Origin of the sequence: Pseudomonas vlassakiae (assembly GCF_014269035.2) — a bacterium.
In the GTDB taxonomy this organism is placed as follows: Bacteria; Pseudomonadota; Gammaproteobacteria; order Pseudomonadales; family Pseudomonadaceae; genus Aquipseudomonas; species Aquipseudomonas vlassakiae.
Window position 1 is genome coordinate 56,623 of record NZ_JABWRP020000014.1, and the last position, 20,203, is coordinate 76,825.

The window sequence follows — 20,203 nt, forward strand, 5'->3', positions numbered from 1 at the left end:
GAAACGGCGCGTTCAGCGCCTTCGCAGGTAGCTTTCCAGCGGATCCTTGCTCAGGCCCTCCTGGGCCTGGGCCAGCGAGTCGATGAACAGCGAAAACAGCTCGGACTGCTTGGCGATATCGAGCTTGGTGTAGAGGTTCTTGCGGTGGGTCTTCACCGTGTCCTCGCTGATCCCCAGGCGCTCGGCCAGGGACCGGGTCGAGTGGCCGCGCAGCAGGTACTGGGCGATGCGGCACTCGCGTTCGGTGAGCAGCGAGCAGCCGAAGTTGTTCAGCGCGGCGTTGATCTGCCGGCCCAAGGCGCTCTCGAAACGCCCGCCCAAGGCGTCGACATCGAGGTGGCTCCACTGCCGCCGCACCGTTGCCACGACCCACGGCGCCACGCACTTGAGGTCATTGACCTGCTGGCGGTCCAGGCGGCGGGTGCTGGCCAGGGCCACGGCGATGGTCAGGTGCTCGTCGAGGGGGACGATGAAGTTGAGTTCGTCTTCCAGGTGGGCGTGCTGGTAGAACGCCAGGTAGTACTCGCTGCGCTTGAAGTGGTCAGGGGCGACGTCACTGAGGCGGTAGCAACCGGGGCCGATGCCGTCCATGCAGGCCCGGTAGAACGGGCACAGCAAGTAGTAGCCTTCGAGGTACTTGTGGATGTTGCCTTCCGGTAGCCACGGACCTTCCTCGTCCTTTTCGAACAATGCCGAGGGCAGGCCTTTGCGCGGGTAGAGGAACACGGTGATGGCCTGGCACGGGGCAATCAGCTTGAGCGCAGCGAACAGTGCCTCGACGAAGCCCGGCGAGCCCTGGGCGTCGACGACACGGGCCATCTGCACGTACCAGTCGGGCGATTTCAGCCGGTCTTTGCTCATTGTCGTGGTCCCATGCCGGGGTTGTTGTGGTTGGGATTCTTGCATGGGGCCGTGGTGCAGGCCATCACCCTTCGGGGTGAGGCAGGCGTGAATGGGTGAGGCTGGCAGGTGTTCGCCGATAGTATTTCGGCGCCTACCTGATCGAGCGCCGCCCCCAGCGCTCAAAGGAACCGTCAACACGCGCTGCTGCCTATACAAGACGAACAGCGTTGTACAATTGCTGCCCCTTCAAATTGGAGCCGGCATGAAGAAAAACCCACTGAGCCAACGCAAGGACGATCACCTGGATATCGTCCTGGCCGCCGGCAACAATCCCCTTGGCGCAGACCCCGGCTGGTCGTCAGTGCGCTTCGAACATTGCGCATTGCCGGAAATGGCCCTGGACGACGTCGACCTGAGCACCGAGCTGTTCGGCTGTGCACTAGGCGCCCCGCTGTTGATCAGTTCCATGACCGGCGGTGCCGAACGTGCGCGCTTCATCAATCACCATCTCGCCGAAGCCGCCCAGGCACTGGGCATCGCCATGGGCGTTGGCTCGCAGCGCGTCAGCCTGCGCAGTGGCCAGGACCAGGGCCTGACCGGCGAGCTGCGCCACCTGGCACCCGATGTGCCGCTACTGGCCAACCTCGGCGCTGCCCAGCTGCGTGAGGCCGACGGCCTGGACCTGGCACGCCGCGCCGTCGACACCTTGCAGGCCAATGCCCTGATCATTCACCTGAACCCCCTGCAGGAAGCCGTACAGCCAGAGGGCGACCGTGACTGGCGCGGAGTGCTGCAACGCATCGAAACCCTGACCCGCCAGTTGCCAACGCCGGTGATCGTCAAGGAAGTCGGTGCAGGCATTTCCCCCCGGGTGGCGCGCCTGCTCTGCGATGCAGGCGTTGCCATGGTCGACGTGGCCGGTGCCGGCGGAACCAGTTGGGCAGCCGTGGAGGCCGAACGTGCCGGCAATGCCGCTGAGCGCGAGGTCGCCCTGGCGTTTGCCGACTGGGGCATCCCGACCGCGCACTGCCTGCTGGCGGTGCGCCGCGCCGTGCCGGAAATCGGCCTGATCGCCTCCGGTGGCGTGGCCAACGGCGTCGATGCCGCCAAGGCCATCCGCCTCGGCGCCGACCTGGTAGGCCAGGCTGCCAATGTCCTCAGTGCCGCCGTGGTCTCGACCCAGGCCGTGGTGGAACATTTCGAGATCGTGCTGCGCCAGTTGCGCATCGCCTGCTTCTGTACCGGCTCGCGCAACCTTGCGCAACTGCGCCGGGCACGCTTGCTGCCTGGCAACCTGACGCCGCCATGAGGCTTGCGGCTGTGGCATGATCAGCGGCCCCCTTCATCCTGGCGCGCGTGCATGCTGATCGACGAAGAACTGACCCTGAAAAAGCTCGAGACCTTCCTCGCCTTCATGCGCAGTGGCAACCTCGGCCGCGCCGCCGCCGAGCTGTCCACCAGCGCGGTCAGCGTGCACCGCGCCATCCACTCCCTGGAAAGCGCGTTGCGCTGCCCGCTGTTCAAGCACGAAGGCCGCCAGCTGATTCCGCTGGAAAGCGCCTATGTGCTGGAGAAGAAAGCCCGCCAACTGATCCAGGACGCCGAACAGATGGTCCGCCAGACCCGTGAGGCCGCCGGTTTCTATGCCGAGCGCTTCCGCCTCGGCGCGCTGTACTCGCTGACCGTCAAGACCGTGCCGAAGCTGGTGATGGGCCTGAAACTGCGGCGCAGCGAGCTGAACATCGACCTGACCCTGGGCTCGAACGTCGACTTGTTGCAACGCCTGAAGAACCACGAGCTGGAAGCCATTCTGGTGTCACTGGACGAAAGCGCAGCAGACCCGGCCTGCGAACAGTTGCCACTGTTCTCCGACGATATCTTCCTCGCCGTGCCCACCGATTCACCGTTCGCCGAGCAACAGGAAGTGGACCTGGCGGACCTGGCCGACTCCACCTTCATCACCCTGACCCAGGGTTTCGCCACTCACCGCGATGGCACCCGGGTGTTCCAGCAGGCGGGGTTCGAGCCGAAGGTAGCGATGCAGGTGAATGACATCTTCACCCTGCTGAGCATGGTCAGTTCGGGCGTCGGGTTCGCCCTGCTGCCAGGGCGCATCGCAGCGGTATACGAGAACCGCGTGAAGCTGATTGCGCTGCAGGCGCGGTACCGGTTGCAGCAGCATATCGGGGTGGTGTTTCTCAAGTCCCGGGAGCGGGAGCCGAATTTGTTGGCGTTGCTGGCTGAATGCCGGATGTACAGCCGGGACAATTGAGCTGGGCCATTCGCGGCTAAGGCCGCTCCTGCAGGGATAGCCTCTGCACCGAGGGCAACGCGATACCTGTTGGAGCGGTTTTAGCCGCGAAGAGGCCAGTACTAGCCAACCAATCCCCTGACACAGAAATACAGCACTGAAGGTCCCATGAGACACCCCAACCCAGTATGGAAAGTAGCGGTCAGTGCACCGTAAGGCACCAGCCGACGATCCGTAGCCGCCAACCCGGCAGTCACCCCCGACACAGTCCCCGCCAACCCACCAAACACCATCGCCGAGCGCGGGTTGTCCAGCGCCAGCAACCGCGCCGACACCGGCGTGAACACCATCACCAGGATCGCCTTGATCAACCCGGTGGCAATCGACAGCGCCACCACATCCGAACTCGCCCCCAGCGCCGCCCCGGTCACCGGCCCGACGATATAGGTCACCGCCCCGGCGCCGATGGTGGTCATGCTCACCGCATCCCGGTAGCCAAAGGCATAGGCCACCGCGCAACCCACGATAAATGGCAGCACCGTACCCAGCAGCAACGACACCGCACCAATCAACCCGGCCTTGCGCGCCTCGGTGGCCTGCACCTCGAAGGCCGTGGCAACGATGGCGAAGTCGCGCAGCATGGCCCCGCCCATCAGGCCGATGCCGGAAAACAGCGCCATGTCGGCCAGGCCTTTCTGACCGCCGGTCAGGGTACCGCCAACCCAGGCCAGCACCAGGCCGATGACGATGGCGATTGCCGAGCCATGCACCCGGCCAAACGTCAGGTACTTCGACAGCAGCACCGACAGCCACATGATCCCGCCAACCACCGCAAAGGCAGTGATCAGGCCGTTGTGCTCCAGGGCATTGTCAATGATCGGCCACATGATCAGCGCCCTCCGGCAGGGGCGACCTGCGCATTTGCAATTTCAGGCGCTTCAGGCGCCGGCAAGGGTTCGCCGCGATGGCTGCGGCTGATCACGGCAATGGTCAGCCCGCACACCAGCACCGCACCGATCGCCGCCAGCAGCGCCACCGGCCCGCCGTGCAGGGCGGTAACCACGTTCTGCTGGGCGGCCATGGCCACCACCACCGGGATGTACAGGGCGCCCCAGAAGCCGACACCGAACTCGCACTCCTTGCTCATGCCGCCATTGCGGTGCATGTACAGCCGCGCGCAGATCAGCAGGATCATGGCGATGCCGACCCCGCCCACATTGGATTTGACGCCCAGCAGCACGCCCAGGAAGTCGCCGACGATAACGCCAGCCAGCGTGCATACCGCCAGCAGAGCCACACCATAGATGATCATTGTTGTTGTCCTCAGCTTGAGTCGAAGTTGCTTGTTGTTGTTCTTCGAGTTACAGCGCCGTCATCGGTTGTCGGCCACCTCCTGGCGCAACAGCGCGTCGACGGTATCCCAACGGGTGGCGTCGAGGGCAACCACCCTGCCCTGTTCGAACATCGGGCGGGCCAGGCCGCTGAGCACGCTGCCCGGCGGCATCTCCACCTGCAGGCGCACGCCGCGTTCATAGGCGTTGCGCAACGTAGCACGCCAGTCGACCAGCCGGGCCATGTTGCCGGCCAGGTCATCGCGCAGGCGTTGTGGATCGAAGATCGGCCGCGCACTGCTACCGCTCAGGTACGTGATGCGCGGGCGACGCAGCTCGACGCTGGCAAAGGCAGCTGCCAGTTCGGCGGCCGGGCCGTCGAGCAACGCGCAGTGGGATGGCACGCTCACCGCCAGGCGTCGGGCTACGCCCTGACCACGTTGGCGAGCCCTGGCAGCGACCTCGGCCATGGCACTGTCGCTGCCAGCGATGACGATCTGGTTGTCGCTGTTGAGGTTGGCCAGGTACACCTCACCGCCCACCTCGGCCAGCAAGCCTTCGACACTGCTCAAGTCGAGGCCGCTGAGGGCGGTCATGCCGTAGCCCTGAGGGTAGGCCCGCTGCATCAGCTCGCCACGCAGGGCCACCAGGCGCACCGCATCGGCAAACTGCAGCGCCCCGGCCGTTACAGCGGCGGGATAGGCACCGATGGACAGCCCGGCAACATAGTCCGGCGCCGGGCTGTGCTGCAGCAACCAGCGCGCCCAGGCCACCCCGGCCAGCAGCAGGCACAGCTGCACGGCGCGGGTCGATTGCAACGCCTGCGTGCTGTCGAGGGCCGTGACCTGTTCACCCAGCACATCACTGGCCTCTTCCAGTAACAGCGCGGCGTCCTCAGGCAGGCACTGCAACATGCCGGCCTGTTGCGCACCCTGACCGGGGAAAACGAACAGGCTGCTCACGCTGCACACTCCAGGGCATTCCATGGGTCGGCGACAAGGCGTGCGCCCTGGGCTGACTTGAGCAATACCCGGCGGGCAACACCCGCCCACTCGCGCAAGGCGACGGCGCCCGCTGGCGTTTCCAGTTGCACATCGATACGGCACGGTCCGCAATCGAGGATGTGCAGCAGCTCGCGGGCCTTTGCCCGGGTCATGAACTGTGGTGTGCGTACCAGCAGATCAAGGTCACTGGCGCCATGCACGACGTTGCAGCCGGTGGCCAACTGGTAACCGACGCCTCCGGTCGGCCCCCAGGCCAGCCCGCTGGCATCGAGCACGGGCGCCACCGAGGCCAGCGCACACAGGGCTGGCCAAGGACTCTGACCCGTCCCGCGCAGCTCCTCGGGGCTTAGTTGCCGCTGGATATCGCGCACACGCATCAGCACACCCAGGCGCTGCTCACGCCCCTGCCCACGAACACCCACCGCCACCCAGCCACTGGCACAGGCCGCACGCCGCACCACCACCGGCTGCCCGGCGGCCAATGCCTGCACGGCCCAGGCAGGCGCATCGGCAGGCAGGTCGGCCAGGGGCATGCCCCAGAGCAGGTCATGTGGTTGCGGCAGGTTCATTTCAAGCCTCCTGCCACTGGCTGCGCAGGCGTGCGCGCACGTCGCGGGAGGCGCTGCGGTTCTCACCGTTTAACCGCGATGCCAGGTCAGTCGCATGGCCGATATCACGCACGGCGTCGGCCAGGCAGGCACGCACCTGGGCAATGTCGGCGGCACTCGGCGCCTCGGCACTGGCGACCTGCAGGCGCCGCCATAGCAAGCCCAGCGAGGCATAGCTGGCAAGGTCATAGGCCATCGGCGGCACCTCGGCGGCCAGCGCCTCCAGTTGCTCGACACTGCGCAGGGTAATGCGCGCTGCTGCCGCCTTGCCCATGGCATGCACCATCACCCCGCTGTCATCCAGGGCGATCAGCCGTTGCGCCTGGTAGCCGTGGGCCAGGAAGGCACCGGACATGGCCTTGCCGACCAGCAGGCCAATCACCGGGTGCCCCGCCAGGCGTGCCTGGGCGTAGGCCTGCACGGCGCCAGCCAATGCCTGGTGGATACCCAGGGCTTCCTCGCGACGGCCATAGGCCTGGCTCGGTACATCAATGATCGCGATGATGGCGCGCTTCTCGCCCTCGCGGTCCAGTTCGACCGCATCGCTCACGGCCTTGGCCAGGCCCCAGCCTTCCAGCAGGCCGACTTCGCCCGCACGCGCCCGTGGAAACGGGTTGCGCGCGTCCGGCACCACGGCAATGAAGCGTGCCAGGCGGTTGTCCAGTTCGCCATCGACCACAAGCAACGAGGCGGGATAGCTCGCCAGCGGTTCGCCACCGGCCAGGCCCGGCAGCCAGTTCAGGGCACGGTTCATTGGGCTTCTCCTTGGTAAAGAGCACGCACCGCGGCGGCGTCCAGTTGCGGGCAGTCGGTACCCAGGCTGGCCAGGCGCTGCAGATACCAGGCGTGGTGACCGGCGCGGTTGGCCGAAGGTGTGTCCAACAGGTGCAGCAACTGCTGGCGAATGCGGTCGACGTCATCTGCCACATAAGCGTCCACCAGGCCGCTGGCATGGCGTTGTTCGCCACCCGTCAGGCTCCAGATGAACGGGCGGTCCTTGGCGTCGTACTCAGCAATACCCGCTTCCTGTTCGATCACTTGCGGGCCATTGAGGCCCAACCGCGCCTCGCGGGTGACCAGCAGGTGGCTGCACAGCCCGGCCGCGATGGACATACCACCGAAGCAACCCACCGAGCCTGCGATCAAGCCGATCACCGGTTGATGGGCGCGCAGTTCGACAATCGCCGCCTGGATCTCGGCGATCGCTGCCAGGCCGAGGTTGGCTTCTTGCAGGCGTACGCCGCCGGTTTCCAGTAACAGTACGGCGCAGGTGGGGATGCCCTTGCGGTTGTCCTCGATGGCCAGCTCCAGGGCGCCGGCAATCTTGGCGCCACCCACTTCGCCCATGCTGCCGCCCTGGAAGGCACCTTCGATGGCGGCGAGCACGGTTTGGCGGCCATTGAGCCGGCCCTTGGCGATGACCACGCCGTCATCGGCCTGGGGCACGATGCCTTGGCGCGGCAGCCATGGCGACATCAGGCGGTCGAACGGGCCGAGCAGTTCGCGGAAGCTGCCAGGGTCGAGCAAGGCGCGCGCGCGCTGGCGAGCGCCCAGCTCGACGAAGCTGCGGCTTTGCAGCAGACGGGCGGTGTCAGTCATGGGCAATCTCCTCGAAACCTTGCTCCAGGCGCAGGCGCACCACGCCAGGGGTGGCGCCGAAGTCGTGGATGTCGATCTTCACGGCAGGTAGCGTGCGGCCGACGAACAGGCGCTGGAACAGCTGGCTCCAGCGGGCGCTGCTGCCGTTGACCGAGGTGACCACCTGGATCTCCAGGCGGCCGGCACTGCCGGGCTCGATCAGCACCTCCAGGTCGCCGGAGCTGACGCAGCCGACCAAGGTGCGGCCGCGGCTCGGCTCGGCGGCAGGGAATTGAAAGTTCAGGGTTTCCATGTCACAGGCTCCCGGCTTTGTCGAGGAACAGGCAGGCGGCCAACAGATCGGCGGCGCCGCCCGGTGAGGCGTTCAGTTGCAGCAGTTGCGCATCCAGCAGGCGCAGCTCACGGCGGCCATCGAGGCTGGCGCAGCCGCCGGCATCGAGCACCGCCCGGGCACCCGCTTGCATGGCTTGCAGCCCTTGCGGGCCGGCGCGCCAGAGCACACAGGTGTCACTGAGCGCGGCCATGATCGCCAGCAAGGCATCCAGCCGAGCCTGGTTTTCGCTGGCGCCCGCGGCACGGCTGCGGCGCAGTTGTGGCAGGCCATGTTCGAGCACGGCGGGGAAGCCTTGTTGAGCCTGTTCGCGGGCCCCCCCGGCGCCGTAGCGGTGGCGCACCTGGATGCCGTGGCTGTCTTGTGCGATAGCGGCCGGGTCGTCGATCAGGGCGATGCGCCCGGCGCGGGCGGCAACTGCCTGGGGATCGGCCTTGGCATCGAGCGCTTGTGCGGCGACCAGCAGGCCAAGGGCCCAGATTGCGCCGCGATGGGTATTGATGCCGCCTGTGGTGGCGAGCATGGCCTGTTCGCCTGCGCGGCCGATACGGCCCAGTTCGGCGCGCAGCGGTTGGCCAATTTCGCCATGGGCTTGCGCGGCTTCGGCCATTTGCCGCAGGCAGGGCCACAGGGCCAGTGCCGAGGCGTGCATCAGGGCCAGGGTCATGTCGGTGTGGGCGCCACTGCTGCGGCGGTCGACCAGGCCGGGTTTGGGCGACAGGTCGGCTTCATCGATGAGGGCTTCGACGGCGAGGTCGGCAAGTCGGTCGGCCTGGGCGCTATCGGTTTGCAGGTCCGGCCTCTTCGCGGCTGAAGCCGCTCCTACAGGGATCGCGTATGCAATCATTTACCAGCTCCTGAACCTTGCGGGCGGGTTGTAGAGGCCGCCGGACCACTCGACCAGGTCGGCGATGCTGCGCGCGGCGAGCAACTCGCGGCTGGCGTCGGTGCGGCGGATGCCGAGGTCCTCGGGCAAGGCGATCAGGCCTTGCTGACGCAGGCGCAGGGTGTCCTTGGGGTCGTGGCGCAGACCGATGACGGTGACCCCGGCCACGGCGGCGATCATCTGCTGGCGCTCTTCCAGGCTGCGCGCCTTGTACAGGTAGGCGATGCCTTCCTCGGTGAGCAGGTGGGTGACGTCGTCGCCGTAGATCATCACCGGTGCCAGAGGCATGCCGGCTTTCTTCGCCACGTCCACGGCGTCGAGCGTTTCGACGAAGGTCGGTTTGCCACCTTCCTGGTAGGTCTCGACCATCTGCACCACCAGCTTGCGGCCGCGTTCGAGCAGGGTCTCGGGCACGGTCATGTCGAGCCAGGCCGGGGTCGCATGGCGCCGCCCGCGAGGGTCGTGCCCCATGTTCGGCGCCCCGCCGAAGCCGGCCAGGCGGCCACGGGTGACGGTCGAGGAATGGCCGTCACCATCGACCTGCAAGGTGGCACCGATGAACAGGTCGACCGCGTATTGCCCGGCCAGTTGGCACATCATCCGGTTGGAGCGCAGCGAACCATCGCGGCCGGTGAAGAACACGTCCGGGCGCTGGGCGATGTAGTCCTCCATGCCCAGCTCGGTACCGAAGCAGTGCACGCTCTCGACCCAGCCGGTCTCGATGGCGGGGATCAGGGTCGGGTGCGGGTTGAGCGTCCAGTTGCGACAGATCTTGCCCTTGAGGCCCAGCGATTCGCCGTAGGTTGGCAGGATCAGTTCGATCGCGGCGGTGTTGAAGCCGATGCCATGGTTCAGCGATTGCACCTGGTGTTTCTCGTAGATCCCGCGGATCGCCATCATCGCCATCAGCACGTGCACCGGCTTGATGTGGCGCGGGTCGCGGGTGAACAGCGGTTCGATGTAGAACGGCTGGTCGGCGACCACCACGAAGTCGACCCAGGACGCCGGGATGTCCACCCGCGGCAGGTCGTCGACGCGGTCCACCAGCTGGTTGACCTGGGCGATTACCAGGCCGTCGCTGAAGGCGGCTGGCTCGACCAGCGCCGGGGTGTCCTCGGTGCTGGGGCCGGTGTACAGGTTGCCGTCGCGGTCGGCCATGAAGCCGGCGACCAGGGTGACATTGGGGATCAGGTCGACCAGCAGCCGTGAATACAGTTCGATATAGGTGTGAATGGCACCGACCTCGAGCAGGCCATCTTCCAGCAGCTGGCCGATGCGCAGGCTCTGCGGGCCGGCGAAGGAGAAGTCGAGCTTGCGTGCGATGCCACGCTCGAACAGGTCCAGGTGCTCGGCGCGGCTGACGCTGGGCATGATCATGTGCAGGTCGTGCAGGCGCCCAGGGTCGGCCTTGGCCAGCGAACGGGAGAGGAAGTCGGCCTGCTTCTGGTTGTTGCCTTCGAGCACCACGCGGTCGCCGGGGGCGATCAGCAGCTCCAGGGCTTCGACGATTCGCGCGGTGGGCAGCACCACACCGTCGGCCAGGTGACGGACGCGGTCCAGGCGGCGCTGCTTCTCGGCGCGTCGCCTGGACCATTGCGGCGGTGGATTGTTCGTTACGGTCATTGGGTGACTCCACGGGTTCGCTGTCGTGTAGGCACCTTAGGGCGAGCAGGAAGGCGTGATCAATCAAGGTGGGGCGCTGATCGTTACGGCCAGGGTAATGATCTCGCTGTTATGGCCTCCGGCAATACCTTGCTAGAGTGGCCATGCACAGACGGGGGGTGCGCTCCCTACGGCAAAAACGCACGATGCCCCTGCAGATTTGTCGATTGTACAAGGCAAATTCGCATGCCAGGATCCAGCGATCCTCCAGCGCACTCCAGACTTCATTTGGAAAATCAATAACAAAGCAGGGAGAACGCGATGACCGCGCACGCTCATACCTCGGCAACGGCTCATGTACTGGCCGAGGTCCGCAACCAGATTGGCCACCTCACCCTCAACCGCCCGGCCGGCCTCAATGCCCTGACCCTGGACATGGTGCGCAGCCTGCGCCAGCACTTCGACCAATGGGCCGACGACCCTCAGGTGCAGGCCGTGGTGCTGCGCGGTGAAGGCCCCAAGGGCTTCTGCGCCGGTGGCGATATCCGCTCGCTGCACGACAGCTACAAGGCCGGCGATACCCTGCACGAAGACTTCTTCGTCGAGGAATACGCCCTGGACCTGGCCATCCACCGCTACCGCAAGCCGGTGCTGGTGCTGATGGACGGTTTTACCCTCGGCGGCGGCATGGGCCTGGCCCAAGGCTGTGACCTGCGGATCGTCACCGAACGCAGCCGGCTGGGCATGCCGGAGGTCGGCATCGGCTACTTCCCGGATGTCGGTGGCAGCTACTTCCTGTCGCGCATCCCGGGCGAACTGGGCACCTACCTGGGCGTCAGCGGCGCTCAGATCCAGGCCGCCGATGCCCTGTACTGCGGGCTGGCCGACTGGTACCTGAGCAGCGACAAACTCGCAGCCCTGGATCAAGGGCTGGATACCCTGCGCTTTGGCGCTCACCCGCTCAAGGACCTGCAGAACCTGCTGGCCAAGCTCGGCAGCCAGGTGCTGGGCGATGCGCCGCTGGAAAAACTGCGCCCGGCCATCGACCATTTCTTCGCCCAGCCCGACCTGCCGGCGATCATCGAACAACTGCGTGCGGTGCGCATCGGCGACAGCCACCCATGGGCGTTGGCCACCGCCGAACAGCTGGAAAGCCGCTCGCCGCTGGCCATGGCGGTTACCCTGGAGATGCTGCGCCGCGGTCGCCACCTGGCACTGGAAGACTGCTTCGCCATGGAACTGCACATTGATCGCCAGTGGTTCCAGTACGGTGACATCATCGAGGGCGTGCGTGCCCTGATCATCGACAAGGACAGGCAGCCGCGCTGGAACCCGCCAACCCTGGCCGGGTTGTCGCGCCAGCGGGTCGACCAATTCTTCGAAGGCCTGTGAGCCCGGGAGTACACAGATGCAAGACCTGGAACTGAACGAAGAACAGATCATGATCCGCGACATGGCCCGGGACTTCGCCCGTGGCGAGATCGCGCCGCATGCCCAGGCCTGGGAAAAGGCCGGCTGGATCGACGATGGCATGGTGCGCAAGATGGGTGAACTGGGCCTGCTCGGCATGGTCGTCCCGGAAGACTTTGGCGGCAGCTACACCGACTACGTGGCCTATGCCCTGGCGGTGGAGGAAATCGCCGCCGGCTGTGGCGCCACGGGTGCGATGATGAGTATCCATAACTCGGTCGGCTGCGGCCCCCTGCTCGCCTACGGCACGCCTGAACAGCAACAGGCCTGGTTGCCACGCCTGGCCGCTGGCGAAGTCATCGGCTGCTTCTGCCTGACCGAGCCCCAGGCCGGCTCCGAAGCACACAACCTACGCACCCGCGCCGAGTTGGTCGATGGCCAGTGGGTGATCAACGGCGCCAAGCAGTTCGTCAGCAACGCCCGCCGCGCCGGCCTGGCCATCGTCTTCGCGGTGACCGATCCGCAACTCGGCAAGAAAGGCCTTTCAGCCTTCCTGGTACCCACCGACAACCCCGGCTTCAAGGTCGACCGCAGCGAGCACAAGATGGGCATCCGCGCCTCCGACACCTGCGCGGTGACCTTCGACAACTGCCGCATCCCGGCGGCCAACCTCCTCGGCGAGCGCGGCAAGGGCCTGGCCATCGCCCTGTCCAACCTCGAAGGCGGCCGCATCGGCATCGCCGCCCAGGCCCTGGGCATCGCCCGTGCCGCGTTCGAGGCGGCGCTAGTGTACTCGCGTGACCGCATCCAGTTCGGCAAGCCGATCAACGAGCACCAGAGCATCGCCAACCTGCTGGCCGACATGCAGGTGCAGGTGAATGCGGCACGCTTGCTGATCCTGCATGCCGCCCGACTGCGCAGCGCAGGCAAGCCGTGCCTGTCGGAGGCCTCGCAGGCCAAGCTGTTCGCGTCGGAAATGGCCGAGCGGGTGTGCTCGATGGCGATTCAGGTGCACGGCGGGTATGGCTACCTGGAGGACTACCCGGTCGAGCGCTATTACCGCGATGCGCGCATCACCCAGATCTACGAAGGGTCGAGCGAAATCCAGCGCATGCTGATCGCACGCGAACTCAGGCACTACCCGTTGTAAGCCCCCTCAGTGGCGCTGCCTGAGGGTTTCCGAAGGCAGCTCGCCAAAGCGCTGGCGATACACCTCGGCGAACCGCCCGAGGTGCATGAAACCGTAATCCATGGCCAGCTCGGTCACACTGCGCACTGCGCAACGGCTGTCACGCAGGCACGCATGCACCCGCTCCAGCTTGCGCTGGCGCACGTACTGCTTGGGCGTGATACCCAGCTGCCGATCAAAAAGCGCATACAGCGAACGCACGCTCATGCAGGCCTGCTCCGCCAGCGTCTCGGCTGACAATTCAAGCTTGAGGTTGCGCTCGATGTAATCAAGGATCCGCTCCAGGCTCGCACACTGCGTACCCAGGCTTTCGCGGCGGATGTTGGTGCTCATCAGGGTCATCAGCTTGCTGGCGACGATCTGGCTGTAGTGCCCCTGTACTCGCGGTAGCGAGTCACTGACCTCGGCTTCGTGGCAGACCATGGCCAGCAAGTTGACGAAGCCATCCAGCTCTTCCAGCCGGTAGTGGTTGCGCAAGAACCGTACGCCGCCGTCCGGGCGTTGCCAGCGCTGCTCGTCGCAAATGCTGTCGAGCATGCGGGTCGGCACTTTGAGAATGAATTTCTCGCAATCTTCGGAATAGGTCAGGTCGACCGGGTCGTCCGGGTTGATCAACAGCAGTTCGCCCGGCACCAGGTGGTGCTCACGCTGATGCCCGCGCCATAGGCAGTTGCCATTGAGCAGGACCTGCAAATGGTAGATGGATTCCAGCGCCGGCGAGGTGACCCGCACACTACCGCCGTAGCTGATGCGGCACAGGTCGAGTTCGGCGAACTTACGGTGGCTGAGACTGGCCTGCGGGTGGCTGGTGCGTGACAGGCCGATGCAGTGCTGGCCGACGTGCTGGTTCACGTAGTCGGACACGGTATAAGGGTCGGCGTGATGAAACACGCTACTTCGCTCGCTCAGCAGGCGGCTTTCCATAGGCTAGGCACTCGGCATCGTTATTGTTCTGGGCGCCGCGCCCTACTGGCCCGCGGGCCTGTGGTTGCGGTCGTACACGGTCATTCTATCGGGCCGGGGTCAGGGGATAGCGGGCAGCTGACCACTGGCGCATGGATGACACCCTAAGAAAAAGACGGGGGTTAGGCAATCCGATGTTCGGATTGGGTGGGCGAATAACGAACCGCGGCTGGTGCCATCCGGTCGACTATCGAACAAAATCGATTTTTATCGCATGCAACATCGATATCGAAGGGTAAAAGCAAGGCGGCCCCTGTTGGCCTCACAGGCGTAATTGGCCCGAAACCTGTTTCGGGCCAATTATTCCTGCACCCGTTGCGCGCGCCTCACTGCACCGGCAGGAAATTCATCAACAAAAGGCTCTGCGCGTAATTCAGGCCGATCCGCCGATAGCGCTCGTCCAGCAACTCCGCCAGCAAATCCAGCCGCGACACGATCTTGCCGAACTCCACGGCGAAGCTCAGGTTGCTGCCCTCTTCGGAAATTTCGTTGGAAAACAGCAGCAACACCCCGTTGGCATCCTGGCGCTGGCTGAGCATCCAGGTGGCCTTCTCGATATTGCGCGCCGCGTTGTTGATGAACAGCGGATCGAGAGTGTCGGTCATGTAGAACTCGGTACGCCCGCCATGCGCGGTGATCAACATGCTGCCGATGGCGTAGATGAAGGCGCCGACCCGGTCGCCACGAAACTCCGGGCTCAAGGCATAACTCAGTGCCGCGAGGTCGCGGCGGTTGCCCAATTGCGCCAGGGGTTGGCGCTGTTCGATGGCGATGCGGGTCTGCCGTTCGGCAGTGGCGGCGTCGAGGTAGCCGGACATCTTCCACTGGTTGGGGTTGCGCAGGTACAGCTTGTTCATCAGCAGGTACAGGCTTTGCAAGTTGTCGCGCATGGCCAGGGTGGCCATACGGTCGACGCTGGTCTGGAACAGCTCGCCGGGCTTGCCATTGCCGAACTGGCTGACGATCTCGTGGCCTTGCTGCTGGCTGCAGCCGGCCAGGCCTAGCAGGGCGCCTGCCAGCAGCAGACGCAGGAAAAATCGGGGATTGCTTGCAACCATCGGCACCGGGTCGGAATCGGCGGCCGCGCCGGGGATCGGCGCAGCCTGGCCAAGCATAGAGCCCGGAAATCGGAAAAAGTGCGGTGCCGCTCAGTCCGCTGACCGGATCACATGGCGTGGCGGAGCATCTCCACCACCTGCGCATGCAGCGCAGGGTCACCACAGGCCACTACACAACCGCCATTCTGCGCGCTGCTGCCATCCCAGGCAGTGATCACCCCGCCCGCCCCTTCGATGATCGGCATCAGCGCCTGCACGTCATACGGCTGCAGGCTCGCCTCGACAATCACGTCGACGAAACCCGATGCCAGCATGCAGTAGGCGTAGCAATCACCACCGTAACGCATCAGCCGCGCCTTGCCCGCCACGGCCTCGAACGCCGCCTTGCGCTCGGCGGTGTCGAACATGTCCGGTGTGGTGCACATCAGCGTGGCCGAGGCCAGGTCGGCACAGGCACGGGTCTTCAGCGGCGTGCCGCTGCGCCATGCACCTTGTGGGGTGCCGACGAAGCGTTCACCGGTGAACGGTTGGTTCATCACCCCCACCACCGGGCGTGTACCATCGTTCAGGGCAATCAACGTGCCCCACAGCGGCAAGCCGGTAATGAACGCACGGGTGCCGTCGATCGGGTCGAGCACCCAGGTCAGCGGGCTACTGCCCACCGCGACGCCGGCCTCTTCGCCGAGAATGCCGTGCTCCGGATAGCGCGCCTGGATCAGCTCACGCATGGCGTCTTCGGCGGCCTTGTCGGCCACGGTCACCGGGTCGTACAGGCGCCCGCCCTTGTCCTCGACCTCAAGGCTTGCGCGGAAGTACGGCCGGATCGCCAGCGCAGCGGCATCGGCCAGTTGCTCGGCGAAGGCTTGGAATTCGCCGATCTGTTCAGCGCTCAGGGACATGGTGCAGGCCTCGTGGAAAATATCGGGGCTGCATCATACCCGACAACCGACATGGCAGTGGACGCCTGAATAAGTGCCACTATTATGACATTATTGCCACTTCATTTAACGGTCACTCAATCGTTGTACTAGGATACCAACCACCTCCCGCAGCCGGCCCAGGATGCTGGCCGGCAGCCAGGCGGGACCCGTTCCACCGGACCTCATGGATGACACGATGAATTCGCACTTGCTCTACCCGCAGATCGGCAAAGTCATTGCCAGCACTGGCAGCCGCCAGTTTCCACGCCTGCTGCACGACCTGATCCAGGCCCACCTGACCATCGACGCCATGCACATTCGCCAGTTGCCTGCGCAGGCAGCCGAACGCGGCAACGACTCGGCGCTGATCAACGAAACCGTGTTTTCTTCCGACCGCCACCCCGAAGATGATTTCAGCGACCCGGCACGGCTGCACCGGATCCGTCGCAAGGGTGAATCGCGTTATGAGATCCAGGTGCTGCGCGCAGGCTCGGCCTATGGTTTTTCGGCCCATGAACGCAGCCGCCTGGATGACATCTCGCCGCTGCTGCTGCCAATGCTGGAGAAGCATATCGATGCCCTGCAGCCCGCTGCCCAGCGCTGCGCACCGGGAAGCCTCGAGGCGCGTTTTCTGGAGCGTATCGCCCAGTCAGGGCTGACCCTGTCGGAACGTGAATGCCAGGTGTGCCTGGGGTTGCTGGCCGGGCTTACGGCGCCGGAGCAGGCCGAGCGGCTGGCGCTGAAGGTGAATACCGTGGAGAGCTATCTGCGCCGGGCGGCGATCAAGCTGGGGATCAGTGGGCGGCATTCGTTGATGCGTTGGATGTATGCCGAGGCCTGAATCCCTTTAGCCTGATCCGGCCCTTTCGCGGGCAAGCCCGCGAAGAGGCCGGAACAGGCCAACCTCAATCCCTGGCCAAGGCCTCGATCGGGTCCAGCCTTGCTGCATTCCTGGCCGGCACAAACCCGAACACCACCCCGATCAACGTCGAACAGGCAAAAGCCATCACGATCGACCCCGGCGAAAACACCATCTCCCACTGTTTCACGAACAGCTCGAACAGATAGCCGATGCCATACGACAACCCGATCCCGACCACGCCGCCAAACAGGCAGACCATCACCGCCTCCACCAGAAACTGCTGGCGGATGTCCGACTGCCGCGCTCCCACCGCCATGCGGATGCCGATCTCGCGGGTGCGCTCGGTCACCGACACCAGCATGATGTTCATCACGCCGATGCCGCCCACCACCAGCGAGATCACCGCAATCAGCGACAGCAGCAAGGTCAGCGAGCGGCTGGTCTTCTGCACCGTCTGCATGATGCTGTCGAGGTTGTTGGTGAAGAAGTCCTTGGTGCCATGGCGCTGCAGCATGACCTTGGTCACCTCTTCTTCCACGCGCTTGCTCGGCACGCCATCCTTGATTCGCACGCTGATGCTGTCCAGGTGGCGCTGGCCGAGTACGCGGCCTGCGGCAGTTTCGTAGGGCACCCAGATGTTCAGCTGGTTGCTGGCCACGAACAGGTTCTTGTTCTGGGCAGTGACACCGATCACCGTGCACGGCAGGTTGCCAACCAGGATCACCTGCCCCAGCGGGTCGACGTTGCTGCCGAACAGGCGTTTGCGCGTGTTGTGGTCGATCACCACCACCTGGGCCTGGCGCCGGGCGTCGTCGGCGCTGAACACGATGCCGGCGGCCAGCGGAATGTTGCGCACCTTGAAGTAGTGCTCGCTGACGCCATTGAGTTGCACGTCGACATCCAGGTTGCGGTAGCGCACCAGGGTGCTCTGGCCAATTACCGGCGTGGCACTGTCGACGTAGTACAGCGCGTTCAGTGCTGCCACATCGGCGGGCAGCAGGGTCTCGATGGTCTTGGCCCGGCTGTCGCCGAAGTTGCTGCCCGAATAGATGTCGATGGTATTGCTGCCGATGGCCTGGATGTCCTTGAGTACATAGCCCTTGGCACCTTCCCCGATGGCCGAGATCGACACCACCGATGTGATGCCGATGACGATCCCGAGCATGGTCAGCAAGGTCCGCATACGGTGCGAGATCAGCGCGATCCAGGCCATCTTGAAGGCCTCGCGGAACATCCCCAGGCTGGCGACCAGGCGCCGTGTGGCGTGCGCATTGGGTGCCGGCTCGGCAGCCGGTGTGGGCAGGGCTTCGCGGGCGTTGCTCTGGTCGCTGATGATCTGCCCGTCACTGACTTCGATGATGCGTTCGGCATGGGCGGCAACCTTGGGGTCGTGGGTCACCAGGATCACCGTGTGCCCGGCGGCATGCAGTTCCAGCAGGATGTTCATCACCTCCTTGCCGCTGGCAGTGTCCAGCGCACCGGTCGGCTCGTCGGCGAGGATCACCTGGCCGCCGTTCATCAAGGCCCGGCAGATACTGACCCGTTGCTGCTGGCCACCGGAGAGCTGGCTGGGGCGGTGCTCGAGGTGGCCGGCGAGGCCCAGGCGGGTCAGTAGCCCCTGTGCCCGTTGGTGGCGCTGGCCCTGGGGCAAACCGGCATAAATCGCCGGGATCTCGACGTTGTGCAGGGCATCCAGGTGCGGCAGCAGGTGGTAGCGCTGGAAGATGAAGCCGAAATGGTCACGCCGCAGGGCCGCCAGGGCATCGTCGTCCAGTTCACGGGTTTCCTGGCCGCCGACCTGGTAACTGCCGCTGCTGGCGTTGTCCAGGCAACCGAGGATGTTCATCAGGGTCGACTTGCCCGAGCCGGAAGCCCCGATGATCGCCACCAGCTCGCCGCTGCGAATGTCAAGGTCGATGCCCTTGAGCGCGAGGAACTCGCGGTCGCCAGCGAGGAAGCTGCGGGTGACGCCGCGCAGGCGCAACAAGGGCTCGCCCTGGCCGCTGGCGACGGCCATGTGCGAGGTCAACTCGACATTCATGTTCATGCTCACGCCCCTGCTTCGCCAGACACCGGCTCGCCGATCACCACCCGGTCGCCTTCGGCCAGGCCGTCCTTGATCTGCACCTTGACGTTGTTGTTGATCCCCGTCTGCACGTTGCGCAGCTGGGCAAAGCCCTTGGCATCGAGCACCCGTACCGGGAAGCTACCGTCTGCGTTACGCAGGCCCAGTGCCGCCACCGGCATGGTCAGCACGCCAGTGGCGGTGTCGAGGACGATGTGCACCTGGGCGGTCATGGAGATGCGCAGTCGGTGGTCCGGGTTGGGCACCTCGAACAGGGCGTTGTAGAACACCGCACCGCTGGGCTTGGTGCTGCTGCCATCGCTCTTGTCGGTGCTCTGTGCGTAGTTTTGCGGTGCAGGCTCGGTGCCACGCAACTTGGCGTAGTAGCGTTTGTCCTCGCCAAGAATGGTGAAGTACACCTCCTGCCCTGGCGTGATGTGGATCACGTCGGCCTCCGAAACCTGAGCCTTGACTGTCATGGTGTCAAGATCGGCCAGCTTGAGCAGTATCGGCGCCAACTGGTTGGCGATCACGGTCTGCCCTTCCTGGGTAACGATGCCCACCACGTGACCCGTGATCGGCGCGTTGATGCGCGTGTAGCCGAGATTGACCCGGGCCGTGTCGATCTCGACCCGGGCGCTCTGGATCTGTGCGTCGAGCGAGCGCACGGCGGCCTGCTGCACTTCGTATTCCGACTCGGCGTTCTCGAAGTCCTGGCGCGACACCGACTCGTCGGCCTGCAATTCCCGGTAGCGCTCGTACACACGCTTGGCCTGGCGGAGCTGGGCCTGGGTCGAGCGCTTTTCAGCCTGCAGTTTCTCCTCATCGACTTCGGCCTGGCGCAAGGTATTGCGCAACACCAACGGGTCGATCTCGGCCAGCCACTGGCCCTCGCTGACCTTGTCGCCCAGCTTGACCTTGAGCGACTTCAACTGCCCGGAAACCTGCGCGCCGACATCCACCTGCTTGATGCCTTCGAGCATGCCGGTGGCCAGTACTGCGTTCTCGATATCGCCGCGCTCGACCGTGGCGGTGATGTACTGCGGCGGCTTGGCCGGGGCTTGCACGGCATACAGGATGGTGCCGGCAACCAGGGCCACGGCGGCGGCCAGGCTGAACTTGCGGAATCTGGACTTATCCATGAACACTCACTTCCATTGAAATCAGATCATCACAGCTTGCCTCTTGCCCTGTGGGGGCGGGTTCACCCGCAAATGCGCCGGTGGAGCCACTATCGCATTCGCGGGTGAACCCGCTCCCACTGGGCCGAGGCACCTTCAA

General features: G+C 65.1%; 20 protein-coding genes. 5 read left to right on the forward strand and 15 right to left on the reverse strand.

Annotation, left to right across the window (positions count from 1 at the left end):
- Positions 1-12: 12 nt before the first annotated feature.
- On the reverse strand, positions 13-861 hold the full coding sequence (locus HU738_RS18225; protein WP_176507276.1) for a helix-turn-helix transcriptional regulator: 849 nt from the start codon (positions 859-861) through the stop codon (positions 13-15).
- Between the two features lie 244 nt (positions 862-1,105).
- On the opposite strand from HU738_RS18225, the gene fni reads away from it, so the two are divergent.
- The gene (gene fni, locus HU738_RS18230) at positions 1,106-2,152 is read left to right on the forward strand and encodes a type 2 isopentenyl-diphosphate Delta-isomerase (RefSeq protein ID WP_186603892.1); all 1,047 of its coding nucleotides are present in this window, start codon (positions 1,106-1,108) and stop codon (positions 2,150-2,152) included.
- A gap of 51 nt (positions 2,153-2,203) precedes the next feature.
- Positions 2,204-3,115, forward strand: a complete 912-nt coding sequence (locus HU738_RS18235) for a LysR family transcriptional regulator (RefSeq protein ID WP_186603891.1) — start codon at positions 2,204-2,206, stop codon at positions 3,113-3,115.
- A gap of 101 nt (positions 3,116-3,216) precedes the next feature.
- Here the strand turns inward: HU738_RS18235 and madM are convergent, their stop codons facing one another.
- The 9 genes from madM to mdcA are packed head-to-tail and all read right to left on the reverse strand — an operon-like array spanning position 3,217 to position 10,476.
- Positions 3,217-3,981, reverse strand: a complete 765-nt coding sequence (gene madM / locus HU738_RS18240) for a malonate transporter subunit MadM (RefSeq protein ID WP_176509547.1) — start codon at positions 3,979-3,981, stop codon at positions 3,217-3,219.
- Between the two features lie 2 nt (positions 3,982-3,983).
- The gene (madL, locus tag HU738_RS18245) at positions 3,984-4,406 is read right to left on the reverse strand and encodes a malonate transporter subunit MadL (RefSeq protein WP_176509548.1); all 423 of its coding nucleotides are present in this window, start codon (positions 4,404-4,406) and stop codon (positions 3,984-3,986) included.
- Between the two features lie 60 nt (positions 4,407-4,466).
- Complete coding sequence (gene mdcH, locus HU738_RS18250; protein ID WP_186603890.1) at positions 4,467-5,387, reverse strand: malonate decarboxylase subunit epsilon; 921 nt, start codon at positions 5,385-5,387, stop codon at positions 4,467-4,469.
- Positions 5,384-5,998 carry a malonate decarboxylase holo-ACP synthase gene (locus HU738_RS18255; protein WP_186603889.1) on the reverse strand — a complete coding sequence of 205 codons (615 nt, stop codon included), beginning with the start codon at positions 5,996-5,998 and terminating at the stop codon, positions 5,384-5,386. The genes mdcH and HU738_RS18255 overlap by 4 nt, the downstream gene beginning before the upstream one ends.
- Position 5,999: 1 nt before the next feature.
- Positions 6,000-6,791: a biotin-independent malonate decarboxylase subunit gamma gene (gene mdcE, locus HU738_RS18260; protein ID WP_186603888.1), complete on the reverse strand. Its 792-nt coding sequence runs from the start codon at positions 6,789-6,791 to the stop codon at positions 6,000-6,002.
- Positions 6,788-7,636: a biotin-independent malonate decarboxylase subunit beta gene (locus tag HU738_RS18265; RefSeq protein ID WP_186603887.1), complete on the reverse strand. Its 849-nt coding sequence runs from the start codon at positions 7,634-7,636 to the stop codon at positions 6,788-6,790. Before HU738_RS18265 ends, mdcE begins: the two co-directional genes overlap by 4 nt.
- Positions 7,629-7,928, reverse strand: coding sequence for a malonate decarboxylase subunit delta (locus tag HU738_RS18270; protein WP_186603886.1), 300 nt, complete (start codon positions 7,926-7,928; stop codon positions 7,629-7,631). Before HU738_RS18270 ends, HU738_RS18265 begins: the two co-directional genes overlap by 8 nt.
- 1 nt (position 7,929) lies before the next feature.
- Positions 7,930-8,814, reverse strand: a complete 885-nt coding sequence (locus HU738_RS18275) for a triphosphoribosyl-dephospho-CoA synthase (RefSeq protein ID WP_186603885.1) — start codon at positions 8,812-8,814, stop codon at positions 7,930-7,932.
- Positions 8,815-10,476: a malonate decarboxylase subunit alpha gene (mdcA, locus tag HU738_RS18280; protein WP_186603884.1), complete on the reverse strand. Its 1,662-nt coding sequence runs from the start codon at positions 10,474-10,476 to the stop codon at positions 8,815-8,817.
- Positions 10,477-10,776: 300 nt separating this feature from the next.
- Between mdcA and HU738_RS18285 the strand changes: the two genes are divergently transcribed.
- Together HU738_RS18285 and HU738_RS18290 are read left to right on the forward strand one after the other, a co-directional pair.
- Positions 10,777-11,847: an enoyl-CoA hydratase/isomerase family protein gene (locus HU738_RS18285; protein WP_186603883.1), complete on the forward strand. Its 1,071-nt coding sequence runs from the start codon at positions 10,777-10,779 to the stop codon at positions 11,845-11,847.
- 16 nt (positions 11,848-11,863) lie between these two features.
- On the forward strand, positions 11,864-13,015 hold the full coding sequence (locus HU738_RS18290; protein ID WP_186603882.1) for an acyl-CoA dehydrogenase family protein: 1,152 nt from the start codon (positions 11,864-11,866) through the stop codon (positions 13,013-13,015).
- Between the two features lie 6 nt (positions 13,016-13,021).
- On the opposite strand, the gene HU738_RS18295 is transcribed toward HU738_RS18290, so the two are convergent.
- The 3 genes from HU738_RS18295 to hisN all read right to left on the reverse strand — a co-directional run bounded on the left by HU738_RS18295 (position 13,022) and on the right by hisN (position 15,974).
- Positions 13,022-13,978, reverse strand: coding sequence for a helix-turn-helix transcriptional regulator (locus HU738_RS18295; RefSeq protein WP_186603881.1), 957 nt, complete (start codon positions 13,976-13,978; stop codon positions 13,022-13,024).
- Between the two features lie 365 nt (positions 13,979-14,343).
- A complete protein-coding gene (locus tag HU738_RS18300) occupies positions 14,344-15,075 on the reverse strand; it encodes a hypothetical protein (RefSeq protein ID WP_186603925.1) in 732 nt (243 codons plus the stop codon).
- Positions 15,076-15,182: 107 nt separating this feature from the next.
- Positions 15,183-15,974, reverse strand: coding sequence for a histidinol-phosphatase (gene hisN / locus HU738_RS18305; protein ID WP_186603880.1), 792 nt, complete (start codon positions 15,972-15,974; stop codon positions 15,183-15,185).
- A 217-nt stretch (positions 15,975-16,191) separates the two neighbouring features.
- Here hisN and HU738_RS18310 point away from each other — a divergent pair, with 217 nt between their 5' ends.
- Complete coding sequence (locus HU738_RS18310) at positions 16,192-16,836, forward strand: helix-turn-helix transcriptional regulator (RefSeq protein WP_186603879.1); 645 nt, start codon at positions 16,192-16,194, stop codon at positions 16,834-16,836.
- A 64-nt stretch (positions 16,837-16,900) separates the two neighbouring features.
- Here the strand turns inward: HU738_RS18310 and HU738_RS18315 are convergent, their stop codons facing one another.
- Both HU738_RS18315 and macA read right to left on the reverse strand, forming a co-directional pair.
- On the reverse strand, positions 16,901-18,904 hold the full coding sequence (locus HU738_RS18315; RefSeq protein ID WP_186603878.1) for a MacB family efflux pump subunit: 2,004 nt from the start codon (positions 18,902-18,904) through the stop codon (positions 16,901-16,903).
- Positions 18,905-18,906: 2 nt separating this feature from the next.
- The gene (macA, locus tag HU738_RS18320; protein ID WP_186603877.1) at positions 18,907-20,064 is read right to left on the reverse strand and encodes a macrolide transporter subunit MacA; all 1,158 of its coding nucleotides are present in this window, start codon (positions 20,062-20,064) and stop codon (positions 18,907-18,909) included.
- Between the last annotated feature and the right edge of the window lie 139 nt (positions 20,065-20,203).

What these genes read in the sequence shown, in the direction of transcription:
- HU738_RS18225 (WP_176507276.1), bottom strand. Translation starts at nt 861, where the DNA reads ATGAGCAAAGACCGGCTGAAATCGCCCGACTGGTACGTGCAGATGGCC.
- fni (WP_186603892.1), top strand. Translation starts at nt 1,106, where the DNA reads ATGAAGAAAAACCCACTGAGCCAACGCAAGGACGATCACCTGGATATC.
- HU738_RS18235 (WP_186603891.1), top strand. Translation starts at nt 2,204, where the DNA reads ATGCTGATCGACGAAGAACTGACCCTGAAAAAGCTCGAGACCTTCCTC.
- madM (WP_176509547.1), bottom strand. Translation starts at nt 3,981, where the DNA reads ATGTGGCCGATCATTGACAATGCCCTGGAGCACAACGGCCTGATCACT.
- madL (WP_176509548.1), bottom strand. Translation starts at nt 4,406, where the DNA reads ATGATCATCTATGGTGTGGCTCTGCTGGCGGTATGCACGCTGGCTGGC.
- HU738_RS18255 (WP_186603889.1), bottom strand. Translation starts at nt 5,998, where the DNA reads ATGAACCTGCCGCAACCACATGACCTGCTCTGGGGCATGCCCCTGGCC.
- mdcE (WP_186603888.1), bottom strand. Translation starts at nt 6,791, where the DNA reads ATGAACCGTGCCCTGAACTGGCTGCCGGGCCTGGCCGGTGGCGAACCG.
- HU738_RS18265 (WP_186603887.1), bottom strand. Translation starts at nt 7,636, where the DNA reads ATGACTGACACCGCCCGTCTGCTGCAAAGCCGCAGCTTCGTCGAGCTG.
- HU738_RS18270 (WP_186603886.1), bottom strand. Translation starts at nt 7,928, where the DNA reads ATGGAAACCCTGAACTTTCAATTCCCTGCCGCCGAGCCGAGCCGCGGC.
- HU738_RS18275 (WP_186603885.1), bottom strand. Translation starts at nt 8,814, where the DNA reads ATGATTGCATACGCGATCCCTGTAGGAGCGGCTTCAGCCGCGAAGAGG.
- mdcA (WP_186603884.1), bottom strand. Translation starts at nt 10,476, where the DNA reads ATGACCGTAACGAACAATCCACCGCCGCAATGGTCCAGGCGACGCGCC.
- HU738_RS18285 (WP_186603883.1), top strand. Translation starts at nt 10,777, where the DNA reads ATGACCGCGCACGCTCATACCTCGGCAACGGCTCATGTACTGGCCGAG.
- HU738_RS18290 (WP_186603882.1), top strand. Translation starts at nt 11,864, where the DNA reads ATGCAAGACCTGGAACTGAACGAAGAACAGATCATGATCCGCGACATG.
- HU738_RS18295 (WP_186603881.1), bottom strand. Translation starts at nt 13,978, where the DNA reads ATGGAAAGCCGCCTGCTGAGCGAGCGAAGTAGCGTGTTTCATCACGCC.
- HU738_RS18300 (WP_186603925.1), bottom strand. Translation starts at nt 15,075, where the DNA reads ATGGTTGCAAGCAATCCCCGATTTTTCCTGCGTCTGCTGCTGGCAGGC.
- hisN (WP_186603880.1), bottom strand. Translation starts at nt 15,974, where the DNA reads ATGTCCCTGAGCGCTGAACAGATCGGCGAATTCCAAGCCTTCGCCGAG.
- HU738_RS18310 (WP_186603879.1), top strand. Translation starts at nt 16,192, where the DNA reads ATGAATTCGCACTTGCTCTACCCGCAGATCGGCAAAGTCATTGCCAGC.
- HU738_RS18315 (WP_186603878.1), bottom strand. Translation starts at nt 18,904, where the DNA reads ATGAACATGAATGTCGAGTTGACCTCGCACATGGCCGTCGCCAGCGGC.
- macA (WP_186603877.1), bottom strand. Translation starts at nt 20,064, where the DNA reads ATGGATAAGTCCAGATTCCGCAAGTTCAGCCTGGCCGCCGCCGTGGCC.